General features: G+C 63.7%; 19 protein-coding genes. 9 read left to right on the top strand and 10 right to left on the bottom strand.

Annotated elements, in window-relative coordinates:
* Positions 1–1128 carry an Mrp/NBP35 family ATP-binding protein gene (locus tag ACIPV6_RS04540; RefSeq protein ID WP_400269724.1) on the top strand — a complete coding sequence of 376 codons (1128 nt, stop codon included), beginning with the start codon at positions 1–3 and terminating at the stop codon, positions 1126–1128.
* A gap of 12 nt (positions 1129–1140) precedes the next feature.
* Here the strand turns inward: ACIPV6_RS04540 and ACIPV6_RS04535 are convergent, their stop codons facing one another.
* The 3 genes from ACIPV6_RS04535 to sigE form a co-directional block, all read right to left on the bottom strand.
* Positions 1141–1539 (bottom strand): Sec-independent protein translocase TatB, encoded by a 399-nt coding sequence (locus ACIPV6_RS04535; protein ID WP_400269723.1) that lies wholly within the window; start codon positions 1537–1539, stop codon positions 1141–1143.
* Positions 1540–1570: 31 nt separating this feature from the next.
* Positions 1571–2395 (bottom strand): hypothetical protein, encoded by an 825-nt coding sequence (locus ACIPV6_RS04530; RefSeq protein ID WP_400269722.1) that lies wholly within the window; start codon positions 2393–2395, stop codon positions 1571–1573.
* An 88-nt stretch (positions 2396–2483) separates the two neighbouring features.
* On the bottom strand, positions 2484–3107 hold the full coding sequence (gene sigE / locus ACIPV6_RS04525) for an RNA polymerase sigma factor SigE (protein WP_400269721.1): 624 nt from the start codon (positions 3105–3107) through the stop codon (positions 2484–2486).
* A gap of 246 nt (positions 3108–3353) precedes the next feature.
* Here sigE and ACIPV6_RS04520 point away from each other — a divergent pair, with 246 nt between their 5' ends.
* On the top strand, positions 3354–3986 hold the full coding sequence (locus ACIPV6_RS04520; protein WP_400269720.1) for an O-methyltransferase: 633 nt from the start codon (positions 3354–3356) through the stop codon (positions 3984–3986).
* Positions 3987–4086: 100 nt separating this feature from the next.
* Here ACIPV6_RS04520 and ACIPV6_RS04515 read toward each other — a convergent pair whose 3' ends face one another.
* The 4 genes from ACIPV6_RS04515 to ACIPV6_RS04500 form a co-directional block, all read right to left on the bottom strand.
* Entirely contained in the window at positions 4087–4254 is a 168-nt protein-coding gene (locus ACIPV6_RS04515) for a DUF3117 domain-containing protein (RefSeq protein ID WP_064721643.1), read from the bottom strand.
* 183 nt (positions 4255–4437) lie between these two features.
* Positions 4438–5700 carry a hypothetical protein gene (locus ACIPV6_RS04510; protein ID WP_400269719.1) on the bottom strand — a complete coding sequence of 421 codons (1263 nt, stop codon included), beginning with the start codon at positions 5698–5700 and terminating at the stop codon, positions 4438–4440.
* A complete protein-coding gene (locus tag ACIPV6_RS04505; protein WP_400269718.1) occupies positions 5697–6038 on the bottom strand; it encodes a DivIVA domain-containing protein in 342 nt (113 codons plus the stop codon). Before ACIPV6_RS04505 ends, ACIPV6_RS04510 begins: the two co-directional genes overlap by 4 nt.
* A gap of 18 nt (positions 6039–6056) precedes the next feature.
* Positions 6057–6890 carry a TIGR00730 family Rossman fold protein gene (locus ACIPV6_RS04500; protein ID WP_400269717.1) on the bottom strand — a complete coding sequence of 278 codons (834 nt, stop codon included), beginning with the start codon at positions 6888–6890 and terminating at the stop codon, positions 6057–6059.
* A gap of 163 nt (positions 6891–7053) precedes the next feature.
* On the opposite strand from ACIPV6_RS04500, the gene ACIPV6_RS04495 reads away from it, so the two are divergent.
* From ACIPV6_RS04495 to ACIPV6_RS04480, 4 genes are all read left to right on the top strand, one after another.
* On the top strand, positions 7054–7809 hold the full coding sequence (locus tag ACIPV6_RS04495) for an amino acid ABC transporter ATP-binding protein (protein ID WP_400269716.1): 756 nt from the start codon (positions 7054–7056) through the stop codon (positions 7807–7809).
* 75 nt (positions 7810–7884) lie between these two features.
* Positions 7885–8763 carry a glutamate ABC transporter substrate-binding protein gene (locus ACIPV6_RS04490; protein WP_400269715.1) on the top strand — a complete coding sequence of 293 codons (879 nt, stop codon included), beginning with the start codon at positions 7885–7887 and terminating at the stop codon, positions 8761–8763.
* A 95-nt stretch (positions 8764–8858) separates the two neighbouring features.
* On the top strand, positions 8859–9509 hold the full coding sequence (locus tag ACIPV6_RS04485; protein WP_400269714.1) for an amino acid ABC transporter permease: 651 nt from the start codon (positions 8859–8861) through the stop codon (positions 9507–9509).
* Positions 9506–10420 (top strand): amino acid ABC transporter permease, encoded by a 915-nt coding sequence (locus ACIPV6_RS04480; RefSeq protein ID WP_400269713.1) that lies wholly within the window; start codon positions 9506–9508, stop codon positions 10418–10420. The genes ACIPV6_RS04485 and ACIPV6_RS04480 overlap by 4 nt, the downstream gene beginning before the upstream one ends.
* Positions 10421–10494: 74 nt before the next feature.
* Here ACIPV6_RS04480 and dapE read toward each other — a convergent pair whose 3' ends face one another.
* A complete protein-coding gene (dapE, locus tag ACIPV6_RS04475; protein ID WP_400269712.1) occupies positions 10495–11619 on the bottom strand; it encodes a succinyl-diaminopimelate desuccinylase in 1125 nt (374 codons plus the stop codon).
* Between the two features lie 107 nt (positions 11620–11726).
* Between dapE and dapD the strand changes: the two genes are divergently transcribed.
* Together dapD and ACIPV6_RS04465 are read left to right on the top strand one after the other, a co-directional pair.
* Positions 11727–12752 carry a 2,3,4,5-tetrahydropyridine-2,6-dicarboxylate N-succinyltransferase gene (dapD, locus tag ACIPV6_RS04470; RefSeq protein WP_400269711.1) on the top strand — a complete coding sequence of 342 codons (1026 nt, stop codon included), beginning with the start codon at positions 11727–11729 and terminating at the stop codon, positions 12750–12752.
* 13 nt (positions 12753–12765) lie between these two features.
* Positions 12766–13608 (top strand): hypothetical protein, encoded by an 843-nt coding sequence (locus ACIPV6_RS04465; protein ID WP_400269710.1) that lies wholly within the window; start codon positions 12766–12768, stop codon positions 13606–13608.
* A gap of 7 nt (positions 13609–13615) precedes the next feature.
* Here ACIPV6_RS04465 and ACIPV6_RS04460 read toward each other — a convergent pair whose 3' ends face one another.
* Positions 13616–14227 carry a hypothetical protein gene (locus ACIPV6_RS04460; protein ID WP_400269709.1) on the bottom strand — a complete coding sequence of 204 codons (612 nt, stop codon included), beginning with the start codon at positions 14225–14227 and terminating at the stop codon, positions 13616–13618.
* Positions 14228–14317: 90 nt separating this feature from the next.
* Positions 14318–14944, bottom strand: a complete 627-nt coding sequence (locus tag ACIPV6_RS04455; protein ID WP_400269708.1) for a TetR/AcrR family transcriptional regulator — start codon at positions 14942–14944, stop codon at positions 14318–14320.
* An 80-nt stretch (positions 14945–15024) separates the two neighbouring features.
* Between ACIPV6_RS04455 and galE the strand changes: the two genes are divergently transcribed.
* Positions 15025–16041, top strand: a complete 1017-nt coding sequence (gene galE, locus ACIPV6_RS04450; RefSeq protein ID WP_400269707.1) for a UDP-glucose 4-epimerase GalE — start codon at positions 15025–15027, stop codon at positions 16039–16041.
* Positions 16042–16231 lie beyond the last annotated feature (190 nt).

Below are 16231 nucleotides of genomic sequence, written 5' to 3'. Positions count from 1 at the left end.
ATGAGTACCGCATCCACCGAGTCGCTTCATGCTGCCCTGGCGACCGTCATCGACCCGGAACTGCGGCGCCCCATCACCGAGTTGGGCATGGTCGAGGCCGTGTCTGCAGGCGACGACGGCGTGGTCCACGTGGTGGTCCTGCTGACGATCGCCGGTTGCCCGCTGCGCGAAACCATCACCGGCGATGCCACTGCGGCCCTCTCCAGCGTGGAGGGAGTCACCGGCGTCGAGGTGGAACTCAAGGTCATGACGCCGGAACAGCGGGACGCCCTCAAGGAACAGCTTCGCGGTCCCGGTGGGCAGCGCGGCATCCCTTTCACCAAGCCGGAGTCCCTCACCAAGGTCTACGCCGTAGCCAGCGGCAAGGGCGGCGTGGGCAAGTCCTCCGTCACGGTCAACCTGGCCAGCGCGTTGGCCGCACAGGGCCTCCGCGTGGGCATCGTGGACGCGGACGTCCATGGCTTCTCCGTGCCGGCCCTGATGGGCATTACCCAGAAGCCCACGCAGGTTGACGACATGATCCTTCCCCCGGTGGCCTTCGGCGTGAAGGTCATCTCGATCGGCATGTTTGTTGCGGGCAACCAGCCCATCGCCTGGCGGGGGCCGATGCTGCACCGCGCGCTGGAACAATTCCTCACGGATGTCTACTTTGGCGACCTCGACGCCTTGTTCCTGGATTTGCCTCCGGGCACCGGTGATATCGCGATCTCCGTGGCGCAGCTCCTGCCCAACGCGGAAATCCTCGTGGTCACCACACCGCAGGCAGCCGCGGCCGACGTCGCTGAACGGGCAGGTACCATCGCCACCCAAACGGGACAGAAGGTGGCCGGCGTCATCGAGAACATGTCCTTCCTGGAAATGCCCGACGGCGGCCGCATGGAACTGTTCGGAAGCGGCGGTGGCGCTGCACTCGCTGAGCGGCTGAGCTCTGCCGTCGGCGCCGACGTTCCCCTGCTTGGCCAGATTCCCTTGGACATCCGGCTGCGGGAAGGCGGCGACGAGGGCAAGCCGGTAGTCCTCACAGGAGGGCAGACCGCTGCTGCCAAAGCCTTGCAGGACATTGCCGGGAAGCTCGCAGCCCGTCCACGTGGACTCGCGGGGATGCCGCTGGGGATCCAGCCCCGCTGACGAATTGCTTTGTCAGGTGGCCTCGGTGTCGAACGGGGCGGCCTCGCCCTCGGCCAGGCGCTCAATGACGCGGGCTGGTGCTTGGGACTTCGTCTCAGCAGTCGCGGCCGCTACGGCGGCAGCTGCGGCGGGAGCACCTGCGCTCAAGGGCTTGGAATCCTCTTCGAAGAGCGCGTCCTTGATGATCCTGCGGGGATCATACTGGCGGGGGTCGTACTTCTTCCAGTCGACTTCATCGATGTCGATGCCGACTTCTTCCTTGATTTGCTCCCTGGCCCCGGAGGCCATCCGGCGTACTTCCTTGACCAGGTTGGCGAGCTTCTGAGTGTATTCGGGCAAACGGCTGGGACCGATGACGAGTACGCCGATAATGAGGAGGACTATGAACTCCGGGCCGTTGATTCCAAACACGCTACGAAGATTACCTTGTCTGTGAAGCCGCTCATAAACCGGCAGGGCGCAGCAAGGTCCTGAGGCCGCGCAGCAGCCTGTCGGACCACGTCTCCGCGGCTGGCACTTCCGGACTGGCCGCCATGGCATCGGCGGCACGGACCAATTCGGGGACGGCGTCATCCGCCTTCTCCGCCGGCAGGTCCGAGGAATAGCTGAGGATCCCCACGGGAGTCCGGTATACAGCACCCCAGGGACTTCCCTGGGTCAGGGTGAGCTGGGTAGTTGGTGGCTGGGATGCCGTAGGCAAGTGCTCTTCCAGAACGGTGGCATGATGTCCGTTGCTTTCCAGCTTGAGCTCCACCGCGGGGTGCCCGTTGTGGAGCGTCGCCTCCGCGGACGTCACCCGGAAACCCATCGCGGACAGCTCCGGGCAAGCCCAGCCTTGTTCGCGAAGCGAGGCGAGCTGGTCCGGCCCAAGGCTTACGGCCTGGGCCGTCTTGGCCCCTTGCTCCACCATGAGTTCCGCGGGACCACCCGTCACGGCCCCTGCTACCGAAGCGACGTTGCCGCCGGCCGCAGCGTGGGCGTCCGGCATGGGATCGCCGGCCACAGCGTAGGCGGACACTGCCAAAGCACCGGCGCTCACGGCCAGTGTGCCGGCCGCGACGCCGGCTATGCGCAGGCCCCTCCAGCCTTTTGAGGCCGGCCGTGGGTCATCGAAAGGTGAATCGGACCCTCCGGCCAAGTGCTGCGTCTGCTGCAGGAGCCGCTGCGTAAGGTCCTCGCTGGCCTGGGGCACAGCCGAGTCCCGCAGGCGCTCCAGGTATTGCTGCTCCCGCCTGAGGGCCAGGCGGCAATCCGTGCATTGGTCCAAGTGCCCGGGGTTCCGGGAATGGCGAAGGTCAGCGATTTTGCGCCGGGGCGGGGGCCCCGGTACCGAGTGGCGTTCCGGCATTGACTGCCTAGAGGATGCCGGCGATGCGGGGCATTTTCAAGCGTGGCTTGCGTGCCCCTGCCGACCTCGGGTCGCGGTGGGCGAGTTTCTCGCGAAGCATGGTACGGCCGCGGTGGATCCGGGACCTGACGGTTCCCAGCTTCACTCCCAGCGCTTCGGCCACCTCGTCATAGGACAGGCCCTCAAGATCGCACAGAACGACGGCGGCGCGGAAGTCCGGCGGCAATTCCTCCAAAGCGCGCTGGACATCAAGGTCCAGGTTGTTGTGCTCGAAGCTCTGTTCCGGTCCCGGCTCCCGACCGGGAAGCCGTGACTCAGCGTCTTCGGCAAGGGCATCGAAGCGGATGCGGCTCTTGCGGCGGGCCTGATCGAGGAACAGGTTGGTGGTAATGCGGTGCAGCCAACCGTCCAGGGTTCCGGGCTTGAAGTTCTCCAGCGAGCGGAAGACCCTGACGAAGACCTCCTGGGTGAGGTCTTCGGCGTCGAACTTGTTGCCGGTCAGGCGATAGGCAAGGCGGTACACCTTGGCGGAGTGGTTGGTGACCACTTCCTCCCAACTGGGCATGACCCATTCAGCAGCGGCCTCGTGGCTTTCCGATGTTTGGACTGGCGCAGCATGCGATGCCGGCATCGTCCACTCCCCTCAAACTGTGGTTCACCGGAGTCCGGTGCCGCCCAACGCGTGGGTGAACGGATATATATCATGTCAGGGTTGTCTGGGAATTTCCTGATCGGGCTTCACATTCCCCGCACGGCGCAATCCGGGTCCGGCCGCCTGCCCGGACACAGCCTCCGCCGGACCACGATCGCCGGGTTTGCAGGCCAAAACACAGTAGTCTGGTAGGGAAAACCCCTCCACGCGGAAAGCGGATCCTCCATGAGTGCCGACAAGTCAACCAGCTGGTCCTATGCAGAAAACCTGCCTGCAGAGGACGAGGTCTTGCTGCGTGCCCGCGAACGGTCCTTCGAACTGGGCGTCAGCCCCATCAGCCCGGGTGTCGGCGCGGTCCTGACTGTCCTGGCCGCGGCATCAAAAGCGCAGACAGTGGTGGAAGTTGGCTCGGGCGCCGGCGTTTCCGGCGTTTGCCTGCTGCGCGGGCTGGGGCCCCAAGCGGTACTGACCACCATCGACGTCGACGTGGAACATCTCAAGGCCGCCCGTGAGGCCTTCCTCGAGTCCGGATCCCCGGCGAACCGGATCCGCACCATCTCCGGCCGGGCCGCCGACGTCCTCCCCCGGCTGACCGACAACGCCTATGACCTGGTCTTCATCGATGCCGACAAACCGAATTTTCCGCGCTATGTGGACCAAGCCGTGCGGCTCCTCAAGTCACGGGGCACGCTGGTGATCAACGATGCTTTGGATAAGGACAGGGTCTCCAACCCCGCCGCCCGGGAGGCCACCACCGCAGTCCTGCGACAGGTTGGAAAGAGCATTCGGGATGACGACCGCCTGGTCTCGTCCATGCTTCCCACAGGCGACGGCCTCCTGGTAGCAGTCAAGAAATAGCAATTCGGCTTTTGGGGCGTTGATAACTGCCCGGCAAAACAAACTGACCATGCTTAAACAAAAACAAGGCCCGGCATGCGCCGGGCCTTGTTTGGTGCATCTATTCGGTAACGCCCACCAGGCATTCCTTGAGGTTCTCCGCTTCGGCGGCATTGAGCTCAACCACAAGCCGCCCACCGCCTTCGAGCGGCACACGCATAATAAGGCTGCGTCCCTCTTTGGTCACTTCCATAGGGCCGTCGCCAGTACGTGGTTTCATAGCCGCCATTAGGAAAATCCCCTCCATTTGTCCCAAGTCACGCCCAACCCGGCCGGGCTGGATCCGCGTCGCAATTGCAGCCGGCGGCAACGCTTGGGAGGCCGCCTTGGCCGGGCACTTTTCGGTGCTTTTGTCCTTGCTCGTATTCCATTATCCCGTACTTACCCGCCCGTAGCGAATCAATGGACTAATTCACGGCGGGTAGTCTCCGCCTCCGGGCAATTGTGCCCAGGCCCAAAGCCACACCACCCAGACGATCTGGAGGAGCAGGAACATGACCACCACGGTGCCGCGGTATGCCTTTGATTTCGAAAGCAGTGCGGCACCCAGGGCCAGCGGAAAAAGGGGCAGCAGCATCCGGAACGTACTGGTCTGCGGGTGCAGGAAGACCAACAGGTAGCCCATGTAGCACGCGCACCAAAGCCGCAGTTCCATTCCCAAGGCCCGGACCGGCTTCGACACCATGGCCAACACAAAGAGGCCAGCAAAGACGAACGGGGCGAGGACACCCAGAACAGGGCCGAAGAGCATGCGTCCGGTATCAAACCACGGTTTGAAGGGCACCAGTTCATCGCCCCGCCAAGCGGTCTCAGTACGGGTGTAGGCCGCGGGATCACCCGTCACCGCCCAGGCAATCACCGGCCAGGCCAGCGCGGCAGCGCCGGTGATGAACACCAGGACAGCCAGGGACCACAACGACCCTTTCGACGTGGCCGCATCGCTTTGCCGTGCTGGACCGAATCGCTGCCATAGCCGCCACACCAGGAGCAGCCCAAGCATCGCAGCAAAGGGAACACCCGTTGGCCGCGAGAAGCACATGAGGACCACCACGGGGATGGCCGCAACGTAGCGGCGCCGCACCACCAGCAAGAGCGAAGCGGCCAACAAGAGCAGGTTCAACGACTCCGCGTACGGGACCTGGAGGATCGGCGAGATGGGAAACGTGGAAACGAAGACCACTCCCCACATGGCGGCACGCCGGCCCGTCACTTCCCGGAACAGCCTGAAAATCACCAAGGCGGCGCACAACCCCGCGACCATGGCGATCGCGGTCAGGGACTGCAGCGTGCCCAGTCCGGTGATGGCGCCAAGGCCCCGCGCCAGGAAGGGGAACAGTGCGTAGAACGCCCAGGCGTTTTCCTTGACCACACCGTTCTGGTCAACAGGCAGCTCTGAGGGATAGCCGTTGTCGGCGGCCTGCTGGTACCACCGACCATCCCAAATGGTGATGAAATTCCAGTAGTCCGGTGCCGGCGGGAACCACGGGTTGGTCCCTTGATGGATGGCGGCGGCCGCAAAAATCGCTGCACTGACGAGCCTTGCGGCCACGTACACCAAGGCCACCTGGACCCACCACGGCCAGCCGGCAACCCGGTTGCCGGCCCGGGAAATGGCGTTGCCTAGACGGGCTGTGGCACCCTCTACAGCGGGCGCAGCCGGAAGGGGGCCACTCATTGTGCTGCCCGCACGGATCCATCGCCGTCCGGATCCGTCGGCAGCAGACCCTTGAGCCGCTCAATCTCACGGTCCTTGGCGAGCAGCTGGTCACGGAGTTCGTCGAGGACCTGATCCACTTGGTCCATGCGGTAGCCCCGCAGCCCCAAGGCAAATCGCAGATCGTCAACGTCGGCGGCGTCGACCTGGCCCGGAAGGAGGACCGGGGGCAGGTTGGGCGTGGGATCGTCGAGGCCGGCTCCCAAGGAACGGCCGCGGACAATCCCTGCGCCGAAGAACAGCGCCGCCCCGACGAGGACGATTGCGAGAAACACGAGGAAAAAGCTCACAGGGACCATCGTGCCAGAAAGGAATCCCTACTCCGGGCGTTGTTCCCCCGTGGGCGACGGCAAAGGCGTTCCGTGGAGCACCCTATGCACGGCGTCCGCAGGGTCGTCCACGAGCTGGATGAGATCCAGGTCCTTCTCAGACACCATGCCTTCGGCAACCAGCGTGTCCCGGATCCATTCGATCATCGGACCCCAGAAGCGCACCCCCAGGAGCACGATAGGGAACGACGTGACCTTCCGCGTCTGGACCAGGACCATGGCCTCGAAGAGCTCGTCGAGGGTGCCCAGTCCGCCGGGGAGGACCACGAAACCTTGCGCGTACTTCACGAACATCGTCTTCCGGGCGAAGAAGTAACGGAAGTTGATGCCCAGGTCCACCCATTGGTTGAGTCCCTGTTCGAAGGGCAGCTCAATGCCGAGGCCCACTGAGACGCCATTGCCTTCGACGGCGCCCTTGTTGGCCGCTTCCATGGAACCCGGTCCGCCACCGGTGATGACGGCCACCCCGGCTTCGGCCAATTTCCGGCCTACATCAACCGCCATCTCGTAGTACTCGGTGCCGGGGCGTGTCCGGGCAGAACCAAAAACGCTCACCGCAGGACCAATGTCCGCCAACGCTCCGAAGCCCTCGACGAATTCGCTTTGAATGCGCAACACGCGCCACGGGTCTGTATGAATGAATTGTCCCGCGCCGCTGGTGTCCAGCAGATGCTGGTCGGACATACCGGTGTCAGCCTGTTTACGACGCAGTTCCAGTGGGCCTTTGTGTTTAGCTGGCGCAACCTGTGATGGAAGTGGTGCGCTGCTCCCCACGCGACCATTCGCGTCGGGGCTGGGAACTGGGTGCTGGCTGATACTCATTGCCCAAGGCTAGCGCTATTGCAGGGGTGCACTGCCCGTTGACCGGTGTGTTTGCATTGCAGTCTGATATATCGCTGGAAGGCAGGTTTCTGTTCAGTCACGATCTCAAAGAACTTGCCGTGACCGTGGTCATATTTACTTACTTGTTCGCTAGATTCGAGCTATGACTACTCAAGTGTCCGGCGATGCGCTCGTCTCCCTGAACAGCGTCAACAAACACTACGGTCAATTGCACGTCCTTAAAGACATCAACCTTCAGGTCAAGAAGGGTGAGGTCGTAGTGGTCATCGGACCTTCCGGTTCCGGTAAGTCCACTTTGTGCCGTGCCATCAACCGTTTGGAAACGATCGACGACGGCGACATCTCGATCGACGGAAAGAAGCTTCCCGAAGAAGGCAAGGAACTCGCCCACCTGCGTGCCGACGTCGGAATGGTCTTTCAGTCCTTCAACCTGTTCGCCCACAAGACGATCCTGGAGAACGTCACCCTGGGCCCTATCAAGGTCAAGGGCGTAGCCAAAGGCACCGCAGAGCGGGAGGCCATGGCGCTCCTGGAGCGCGTGGGCGTTGGGCATCAGGCACCAAAGCTTCCCGCCCAACTCTCAGGCGGCCAGCAGCAACGTGTCGCAATCGCCCGCGCGCTGGCCATGAAGCCCAAGGTGATGCTTTTCGATGAACCCACCTCGGCTTTGGATCCCGAAATGATCAATGAGGTCCTGGACGTCATGATCCAGCTCGCCAAGGAAGGCATGACCATGATCGTGGTCACCCACGAGATGGGGTTTGCCCGGAAAGCGGCCGACCGCGTGGTGTTCATGGCCGACGGCCAGATCGTCGAAGATGCCACCCCTGAGGAATTCTTCACGAATCCGCAGAGCAGCCGTGCCAAGGACTTCCTGTCCAAGCTCCTGACCCACTAGCTCCGCGTCCGCCCGCACCCAGGCGGCGAGGAAACGCACCCGGCCGTATAGCGGCCTACCAATGAAAGGAACGTCATGAAGTCTCTGATCACCCGGAGGAAGTCCCTCCTGGTTGCTGCATCGGCTGCTCTCGCCATCTCGCTGAGCGCCTGCGGCGGTGGCGGCAGCTCCACCACTCCCCCGGTTGCCTCGGCGAGCTTTGAAGCCGGCACCACCATGGAGAAGCTCAACAAGGCCCAGAAGATCACCATCGGCACCAAGTTCGACCAGCCGCTCTTCGGCCAGAAGGGCCTGGACGGCAAGCCTGTTGGTTTCGACGTTGAAATCGGCAAGGCCATTGCTGCCAAGCTGGGCATCCCGGCGGACAAGATCGAATGGGTCGAGACCGTTTCGCAGAACCGCGAATCGTTCATCGAGCAGGGCCGCGTTGACCTCGTCATCGCTACGTACACCATCAACGACGCCCGTAAGGAAAAGGTCTCCTTCGCCGGCCCGTACTACGAGGCCGGCCAGGCGCTGCTGGTGAACAAGGACGACAACTCCATCACCAAGCCTGAGGATGTCAACGGCAAGAAGGTCTGCTCGGTCACGGGCTCCACCCCGGCAAAGACCATCGCCGAGAAGTACGGTGCTGAAGTTGTTCCGGCCGCTACCTACACCGCATGCCTGGAGCCGCTGCGCAACAAGCAGGTTGTTGCAGTGACCACGGACAACGTGATCCTGGCCGGCTACGTGGACAAGGAACCGGACGCCTTCAAGCTCGCTTCTGATGAGACCTTCACCAAGGAGCCCTATGGCATCGGCCTGAAGAAGGACGACACCACCTTCCGCAACTGGATCAACGACCAGCTGGAAGCCCTCCAGAAGGATGGCGACTACAAGAAGGCCTGGGAAGCAACGGCAGGCAAGGTCATCAAGACCACGCCTGAACTTCCTGCCATCAACCGCTACTAGTCGGTGTCCGGTAACTGCCGCCGCTCCTCACAGGGCGGCGGCAGTTATTGAAACCAAGGACCCTGTTCCGTGATTAGCTGCAGCCAAAGGAAGCCATGGACGCCGTCATAGCAAGCCTCCCCCAATACTGGGACGGATTTCTCCGCACCCTCTATCTCTCCGTCATTTCCGGAGTCATCGCCCTCGTCGTTGGCACCGTCCTCGCCGCCATGAGGGTTTCGCCTGTTGCCGCATTGCGCGGCTTCAGCATGTTCTACGTGGAAGTCGCCCGAAATACTCCACTGACGATCATCTTCTTCTTCTCCGCCATTGTCCTTCCCCGGCTTGGCATCAAGTTCGACCAGTTCGAGGTCGCGGCCATCATTGCCCTGAGCTCGTACACCGCAGCGTTCGTCGCCGAAGCCGTCCGCTCCGGTGTGAACAGCGTTCCCGTGGGCCAGGCTGAAGCAGCCCGAAGCATCGGAATGACCTTCGCCCAGGTCCTGGGGTTCATCGTCCTCCCGCAGGCCCTCAGGACGGTGGTACCTCCGTTGATCAACATTGTGATCGCCCTGGTGAAGAACTCCTCGGTAGCCGGCGCCTTCTTTGTCCTTGAACTCTTCGGCTACGGCCGCAAGCTCTCCAACGACTACGGCGACCAGGTCCTGTGGATCCTGCTCGGCGTGGCGTTCTTCTACCTGCTGATCACCGTGCCACTTGGTCTCCTTGCGCACTTCGTCGAACGAAAGGTGGCGATTGCCCGATGACATCGGTCCTGTACGACGTCCCCGGCCCCAAGGCCCGCCTCTATTCGCTGCTCGGATCAGCTGCCGGCATCCTGATCATCCTGGGCGTCCTTGCCCTGGCGGTCACGACTCTTGCGCAGCAGGGAATTTTCGACGCCGACCGTTGGGAAATCTTCTACGGCCCCATGGCTCCGGACGTCTGGAACCTGATCGGCCAAGGCATCGTTTCCACGCTGGTGGCAGCCGCAGTGGCCGCCGTCATCGCGTTCCCCCTGGGGATTGCCCTCTGCCTGCTCCGGATTTCGCTCATCTCCTGGATCCGGGTTCCAACGCAGGTTGTCCTGGAGTTCCTCCGCGGCATGCCCGTGGTCCTCATGATGTTGTTCGTGCTGCTGGTTTTCGCTACTGGCCAGTTTGTCGCAGTCGTCGCGGGCCTGGTCCTTTACAACGCAGCCATCTTCGCAGAGATCCTCCGGGCCGGTATCCAATCCCTTCCCAAGGGACAACGTGAGGCCGGTTTGGCGATCGGCCTGCGGAGCTTCCAGTCTCGGATGATCATCGAGTTCCCGCAGGCTACCAGGCGAATGCTTCCGTCCCTGGTGGCCCAGCTCGTGGTCCTCCTCAAGGACACCTCGCTCGGCTACATCGTCGGCTACGAGGAACTGCTCCGCAAGATCCAGATCATGGCCGACTTCCTCGGCCCGGACTTCCTGTTCCCGGCGTTCTTCGTGGGTGCCGCCATCTACATCCTGATCAACCTCACGGTGTCCCGGATTGCCATCTGGATTGAACGCCGCGGGTCCAAGAAGGCGGCGGGTGGGGTGGCCCCCGCAACGATCCGCACAGGCCTTGAAGGCACCGGCAACGATCCCGTTGCCCAGAATGTTGTTCCGGCGCCGGAGCACAAAGATACTTCGGGCCCAAACAAGTAGCAGCCACTCGGGCAACCAGGAGGGGTCCCCAGCCATGGCTGGGGACCCCTCCTCGTCTTTCAGCCGTTCGGTGTCTATTGCCCCAGCCACGTCCGCAGTGCACGCAGGCACTCACGGATGGCGCCGGCGTCGACGTGTTCGTTGTCTTTGTGCGCCAGCAGCGGATCTCCCGGCCCGAAGTTCACCGCCGGGATGCCCAGCTCGCTGAAACGCGCGACGTCGGTCCAGCCGTATTTGGGCTTGGGCTCGGCTCCCACTGCCGCAACGAAGGACGCTGCGGCAGGGTGGTTCAGTCCCGGGCGCGCTCCGGCTGCGGCGTCGGTGCGGACGACGTCGAAGCCCTCAAGGAGTTCGCGCACGTGCGCCTCGGCCTGGTCGGGTGTCTTGTCCGGCGCAAAGCGGTAGTTGATCTCCACCACGCAGCGGTCAGGGATAACGTTGCCCGCGGTACCGCCGTTGATTTTCACGGCGTTGAGGCTTTCCCGATAGTCCAGGCCGTCAACGTTGATGGTCCGTGGCTCATAGGCGGCCAGCCGGGCGAGGATGGGCGCTGCGGCGTGAATGGCGTTGCTGCCCATCCAGGCACGCGCGGAGTGGGCGGTCTCCCCCAGAGTAGTGGCCTCGAAACGGCTGGTTCCGTTGCAGCCACCCTCCACGGTTCCGTGCGTCGGTTCCAAGAGGATTGCGAAATCGCCGTCCAGCAGGTCCCCATGGTTGCGGACCAAGCGGCCCAGGCCGCTCTTTACGGCTTCCACTTCCTCGTGGTCGTAAAAGACAAAGGTGACGTCCTTGTCCGGCTGCCGACCGCCGTCGAACAGTGTCGCCGCCAGGGCGAGCTGGACCGCCACGCCGCCCTTCATGTCCGTGGTCCCGCGGCCGTAGAGCACACCTTCGCCCGGGACGCCTGACTCCCAGGTCGCAGGAACGGTCCCCAACGAGCCCGGCACGGTGGGCAGCGGAACCGTGTCCAGGTGGCCAGCCAGGATGACCCGCTCGGAGCGGCCCAGTTCAGTGCGGGCAATGATGGCGTCACCATCGCGCACCACCGTGAACTGCGGGATCGCACGCAGGGCGGATTCCACGGCGTCGGCGAGTTCGGTTTCGTTCCCGGAGACGCTGTTCACGTCGATGAGCGCGGCCGTCAGCAAAGCGACGTCCTGGCGCAGGTCAAGGAGGGCAGGTGCAGGGTTCAGGGTCACCCTTCCACCTTAACGCCATGGCGTTCACCCCTTCGACGGGAAATGCGACCTCCCAGTCCGTGGAACGGGTTTCAGCAGCGCTGCACGTGATCGATACACTTGGCCCCATGACTGAAACTGCTTCCTCTGCTGTGCCCACAAACGCGCCCGTTAACGACCGATCGGCCTACGGATTCGGCCTCGCCACGATCGCTACCTCGGCCTCCGGGGAAGCAACCGTGCTGGACGTCTGGTACCCCGCTCCCTCGCTCGGCGTTGCCGCCGACACCCTCCGCGACGTTGAAAATGCCGACCCCGCCCTCGCCGCCCTTGCCGAAGAAGGCAAGGATGCCGACCGCGGTACCGAGCAGAAGGTTGTCTTCGCACAGATCGACCTCGACGCCGCCCCGGCGGACACCGCCGACGCCTACCTCCGCCTGCACCTGCTCTCGCACCGCTTGGTCAAGCCGAACAGCATCAACCTGGACGGCGTCTTCGGAAAGCTCCCCAACGTCGTGTGGACCAACTTCGGCCCGGCAGCCGTGGAAGGCTTCGAACTGACCCGCGCCCGCCTGCGCAAGCGCGGAAACGTAGTTGTCTATGGCGTGGACAAGTTCCCCCGCATGGTGGACTACGTGGTTCCCACCGGCGTACGCATCGCCGACGCAGACCGCGTCCGCTTGGGTGCGCACCTCGCCGAGGGCACCACCGTCATGCACGAGGGCTTCGTGAACTTCAACGCCGGAACCCTGGGCACGTCCATGGTTGAAGGCCGCATCTCCGCAGGTGTTGTGGCCGGCGACGGTACGGACGTCGGCGGTGGCGCGTCCATCATGGGCACCCTCTCCGGTGGCGGCAAGGAAAAGATTGCTTTGGGCGAGCGGGTGCTGCTCGGCGCCAACTCGGGCGTCGGCATCAGCATCGGCGACGACTCCGTGGTGGAAGCCGGCCTGTATGTCACGGCAGGCACCCGTGTCCGCGTTCCGGGCCCGAAGGACGAGAACGGCGAGGACACCAGCAAGATCATCAAGGCCGTGGAACTCTCCGGTGTTCCGAACCTCCTCTTCCGCCGTAACTCCACCACTGGTGGAGTGGAGGTCCTGCCGCGGGCAGGCCAGACCGTGGAACTGAACGAGGCACTGCACGCCAACTAGCGGGAGAGAGACCATGCGCCGCTTGCGCCGCGCCACTGTGGCGGTGTTGGCCTTGGCCCTCGTGGCAGGCGCCATCTACGCAATAGTTGCAGTGCTGCAGCGCTCCGAGACCCTCGTCTCGGAGCGCTGCGTTGCTGTGGTGGGAGCCGAAAGCTACGAACTCGCCACCGACCAAACTGCCAATGCTTCGCTCATCACGGCCATCTCCGTCCGCCGCGGCTTGCCTCCCCGCGCTGCAAGCATCGCCCTTGCCACGGCCATGCAGGAGTCCCGGTTGCGGAATATCAACTACGGTGACGAAGCGGGGCCCGATTCCCGTGGCCTCTTCCAACAGCGGCCATCGCAGGGCTGGGGCACCGAGGCCCAAGTCATGGACCCGGTCTACGCGTCCAATGCCTTCTACGACGGGCTGGTCAAGATCCCGGGCTACGAAGGCATGGAGGTCACCCAAGCTGCCCAGGCCGTCCAACGTTCCGCCTTCCCCCGCGCCTACGCGCAGCATGAGTCCATGGGCCGCGCCTTTGCGTCTGCACTGACGGGCCATTCCGAGTCCGCTTTGAGTTGCGAACTCCGGATGCCGGACGCGGCAGGTGACCCTGCCGCCGTCGTCAATGAACTCACGACGGCGTTCGGCACCCAGGCGAGCAGCGTCGAGGGACGCTCGGTGCGCCTGGACATCACGGGAACGCAAGCCTGGGCCATCGGGCATTGGGCGGTGGCGAATGCCAAGGAGCTGTCCATCACGCAAGTGGACGTGGCAGGCCATACCTGGAACCGGGAGAAGCGCAACGGCTGGACAGAAGCGGCGGCGCCTTCGGATACCGTGACCATCACGGTTTCGGCCCCCACGACATAACGCCTGATCAGGCGAGCAGCTCAACCACCGGTTGAACGTAGCTGCGGAATACATCCGGCTGGGACAGCAGCCGGTGGCTCATGATCATGGTGCTGGGTTCCAGGTACCAGGCGCGCGGCTCGTTGAGCGGCAGCTCGATGATGGTGAGATCGAAGTCGCGCGAGCTCCGGCCAACTTCCAGCAACCGGTCCTCCACCATCTCGTTGAGGACGCTGGTGATCCCGTTCGCTTCGCGGGCAGCCTCCATGTCTGCGTATTCGTCGATCCTGTCGGTGGCCCAGCCCAGCGCCGAACCGAAATGGGCTTGCAGGACGCGCTGGAGGGCAGGCGAATTTCCGAAGGCCTTGAAGCTCGGGGGCGCCAGCTCCAGGGCAGGTTCGGGATAGGACTTCACGAGCTTCTCCCACCAGGCTTCCCACTCCGTCTTCAGCGCACTGATGCCGCCAACGTCCGAGGTGAGGTGGCGGTGGTCGGCGTGGCGGACCTTGGGAGAAGCATGCGAGAGCATCGGTTTCCCGGCGCCGTCGAGTCCGGCTACATCACGCAAATACAACGCGATGAGCATCGGCCCGGACGTGTCCATGGTGATGCGCCATCCCGGGCCGCCTGACTCATGCATCCGAATTCCTCCCTTGGGCAGGTTCCCGACATGTCCCAGTCTATTCCCGAAGCGCCGCCACGTTAACGGCGGAGGCGCAACCGCTTTGGCCTAGCCGGCCGCAGGAACAGCGTCAAAGACTGCCAGGTGGGCCGTCAACACGTCACTGCACATTTCCGCCGTCATCCATTCCGGCTGCAGCAGCGCGTGCATGCACAGTCCGTCCAGGGTGGCGAGCAGCCGTTCGGCCTCGGTCACCAGGTTTTGCGGCGCTCCAGCCTCCCCAGGGCTCAGGAGGACGATGAGCTGGCCCACGACGGCGGCGACGGACCGGTGGCTGCGTTCTGCTTCGGCGGCAAACACGGGGTTGATGCGGGCAGCGTGCCGGAACGCCATCCACACACAGGCGTCGACGGCCGATTCCTCGTCAAGGGGAAGGAACTGGCCCAGGAGATTGAGTACCGAGGCATGGCGTTCCGGGCTGCCTGCGGCGTGATCCCGGACAGTATCCAGGGCCGCCCCCAGACGGGCCGTGATGCGGTCGATGACGGTTCCAAAAGAGAACACCAGGAGTTCGTCGCTGCTGGAAAAGTAGTGCCGTACGGAGCCCACGGCCAGCCCTGCCTCGTCGGCCACTTCCCGGAGGGATGCCCTTTCCAAGCCGTCGCTGGCTATGATGCGGAATACTGCTTGGACGACTTCCTGGCGCCGGGCTTCGGCATCAACAATTTTGGGCACCAGTATTTTCTAGCACGAACGTGCTTCAACACCGCTCAACACTGAGCGGCGTGCCTCTACTTTCGGATAGCGTAGACACCATGAAAATTCTTGTCACGGGTGGCACCGGCTACATCGGTTCGCACACCGTTTTGTCCCTCCAGGAAGCCGGCCACGACGTCGTCGTCCTCGACAACCTCGTGAACTCCAGCGAAGAGTCGCTGCGCCGGGTCACTGAGTTGACCGGCAAGACCGCCGCCTTCCACGAGGTGGACTTGGTGGACGAACCCGCCGTCGAGGCCGTGTTCGACCAGCACAGCATCGACGCAGTGATCCACTTCGCCGGCCTCAAGGCCGTCGGTGAGTCCGTCCAGGAACCGCTCGCCTACTACTACAACAACATTGTAGGCACCCTGAACCTGCTCCGCGCCATGGACAAGCACAACGTCCGTTCCATCGTCTTCAGCTCCTCGGCCACCGTCTACGGCGAGCACAACCCGATCCCCTACATCGAAAAAATGGAGATCGGCGCCAACAACCCCTACGGCCGCACCAAGGAACAAATCGAGGACATCCTCTCCGACCTTGGCAACGCGGACGACCGCTGGCATATAGCACTGCTGCGCTACTTCAACCCGGTTGGGGCTCACCCCTCAGGCCGGATCGGCGAAGACCCCCAGGGCATCCCGAACAACCTCGTGCCGTTCATCGCCCAGGTAGCCGTGGGCCGCCGCGAGAAACTCATGGTTTTTGGTGGCGACTACGACACCCCGGACGGCACCGCCCAGCGCGACTACATCCACGTGGTGGACCTCGCAGATGGACACGTCGCCGCGCTGAACCACATCGCCACCCGCGCCGGTGTGCGCCGCTGGAACCTCGGTTCCGGCAAGGGTTCCTCCGTACTGGAAGTCCTTCGCTCCTTCGAAAAGGCCGTTGGGCAGCCGATCCCCTACGAGATCACCGGGCGGCGCGCAGGCGACCTCCCTGCCTTCTGGGCAGACGCCTCGTCGGCGCTGGCCGACCTCGGCTGGTCCACCACCAAGACCGTGGACCAGATGTGCGAGGACCACTGGCGTTGGCAGAAGAACAACCCCTACGGGTACAACGCGTCCTAAAACCAACGCGGGGTCACTTAGAGCCCAATTCGGGCCGCCTGATGGGCCGTAAGTGACCCCGCGATGCTTGTCCTGCGCCTTTTGCCCCGCGGCGATTAACGACGTCGGGGGGCCCCCCCCCCCGGGGGGGGGGGGGCCCCCCCGGTATTTGGGGGTTTTTTTGGGGGGGTATGAGGGGCCCCCCCCCCCC

Source organism: Paenarthrobacter sp. NPDC089988, from assembly GCF_044748465.1.
In the GTDB taxonomy this organism is placed as follows: domain Bacteria; phylum Actinomycetota; class Actinomycetes; order Actinomycetales; family Micrococcaceae; genus Arthrobacter.
This window is presented reverse-complemented; position numbering and strand designations above follow the sequence as displayed.

What these genes read in the sequence shown, in the direction of transcription:
- ACIPV6_RS04540 (WP_400269724.1), top strand. Translation starts at nt 1, where the DNA reads ATGAGTACCGCATCCACCGAGTCGCTTCATGCTGCCCTGGCGACCGTC.
- sigE (WP_400269721.1), bottom strand. Translation starts at nt 3,107, where the DNA reads ATGCCGGCATCGCATGCTGCGCCAGTCCAAACATCGGAAAGCCACGAG.
- ACIPV6_RS04520 (WP_400269720.1), top strand. Translation starts at nt 3,354, where the DNA reads ATGAGTGCCGACAAGTCAACCAGCTGGTCCTATGCAGAAAACCTGCCT.
- ACIPV6_RS04515 (WP_064721643.1), bottom strand. Translation starts at nt 4,254, where the DNA reads ATGGCGGCTATGAAACCACGTACTGGCGACGGCCCTATGGAAGTGACC.
- ACIPV6_RS04510 (WP_400269719.1), bottom strand. Translation starts at nt 5,700, where the DNA reads ATGAGTGGCCCCCTTCCGGCTGCGCCCGCTGTAGAGGGTGCCACAGCC.
- ACIPV6_RS04505 (WP_400269718.1), bottom strand. Translation starts at nt 6,038, where the DNA reads ATGGTCCCTGTGAGCTTTTTCCTCGTGTTTCTCGCAATCGTCCTCGTC.
- ACIPV6_RS04500 (WP_400269717.1), bottom strand. Translation starts at nt 6,890, where the DNA reads ATGAGTATCAGCCAGCACCCAGTTCCCAGCCCCGACGCGAATGGTCGC.
- ACIPV6_RS04495 (WP_400269716.1), top strand. Translation starts at nt 7,054, where the DNA reads ATGACTACTCAAGTGTCCGGCGATGCGCTCGTCTCCCTGAACAGCGTC.
- ACIPV6_RS04490 (WP_400269715.1), top strand. Translation starts at nt 7,885, where the DNA reads ATGAAGTCTCTGATCACCCGGAGGAAGTCCCTCCTGGTTGCTGCATCG.
- ACIPV6_RS04485 (WP_400269714.1), top strand. Translation starts at nt 8,859, where the DNA reads ATGGACGCCGTCATAGCAAGCCTCCCCCAATACTGGGACGGATTTCTC.
- ACIPV6_RS04480 (WP_400269713.1), top strand. Translation starts at nt 9,506, where the DNA reads ATGACATCGGTCCTGTACGACGTCCCCGGCCCCAAGGCCCGCCTCTAT.
- dapD (WP_400269711.1), top strand. Translation starts at nt 11,727, where the DNA reads ATGACTGAAACTGCTTCCTCTGCTGTGCCCACAAACGCGCCCGTTAAC.
- ACIPV6_RS04465 (WP_400269710.1), top strand. Translation starts at nt 12,766, where the DNA reads ATGCGCCGCTTGCGCCGCGCCACTGTGGCGGTGTTGGCCTTGGCCCTC.
- ACIPV6_RS04460 (WP_400269709.1), bottom strand. Translation starts at nt 14,227, where the DNA reads ATGCATGAGTCAGGCGGCCCGGGATGGCGCATCACCATGGACACGTCC.
- galE (WP_400269707.1), top strand. Translation starts at nt 15,025, where the DNA reads ATGAAAATTCTTGTCACGGGTGGCACCGGCTACATCGGTTCGCACACC.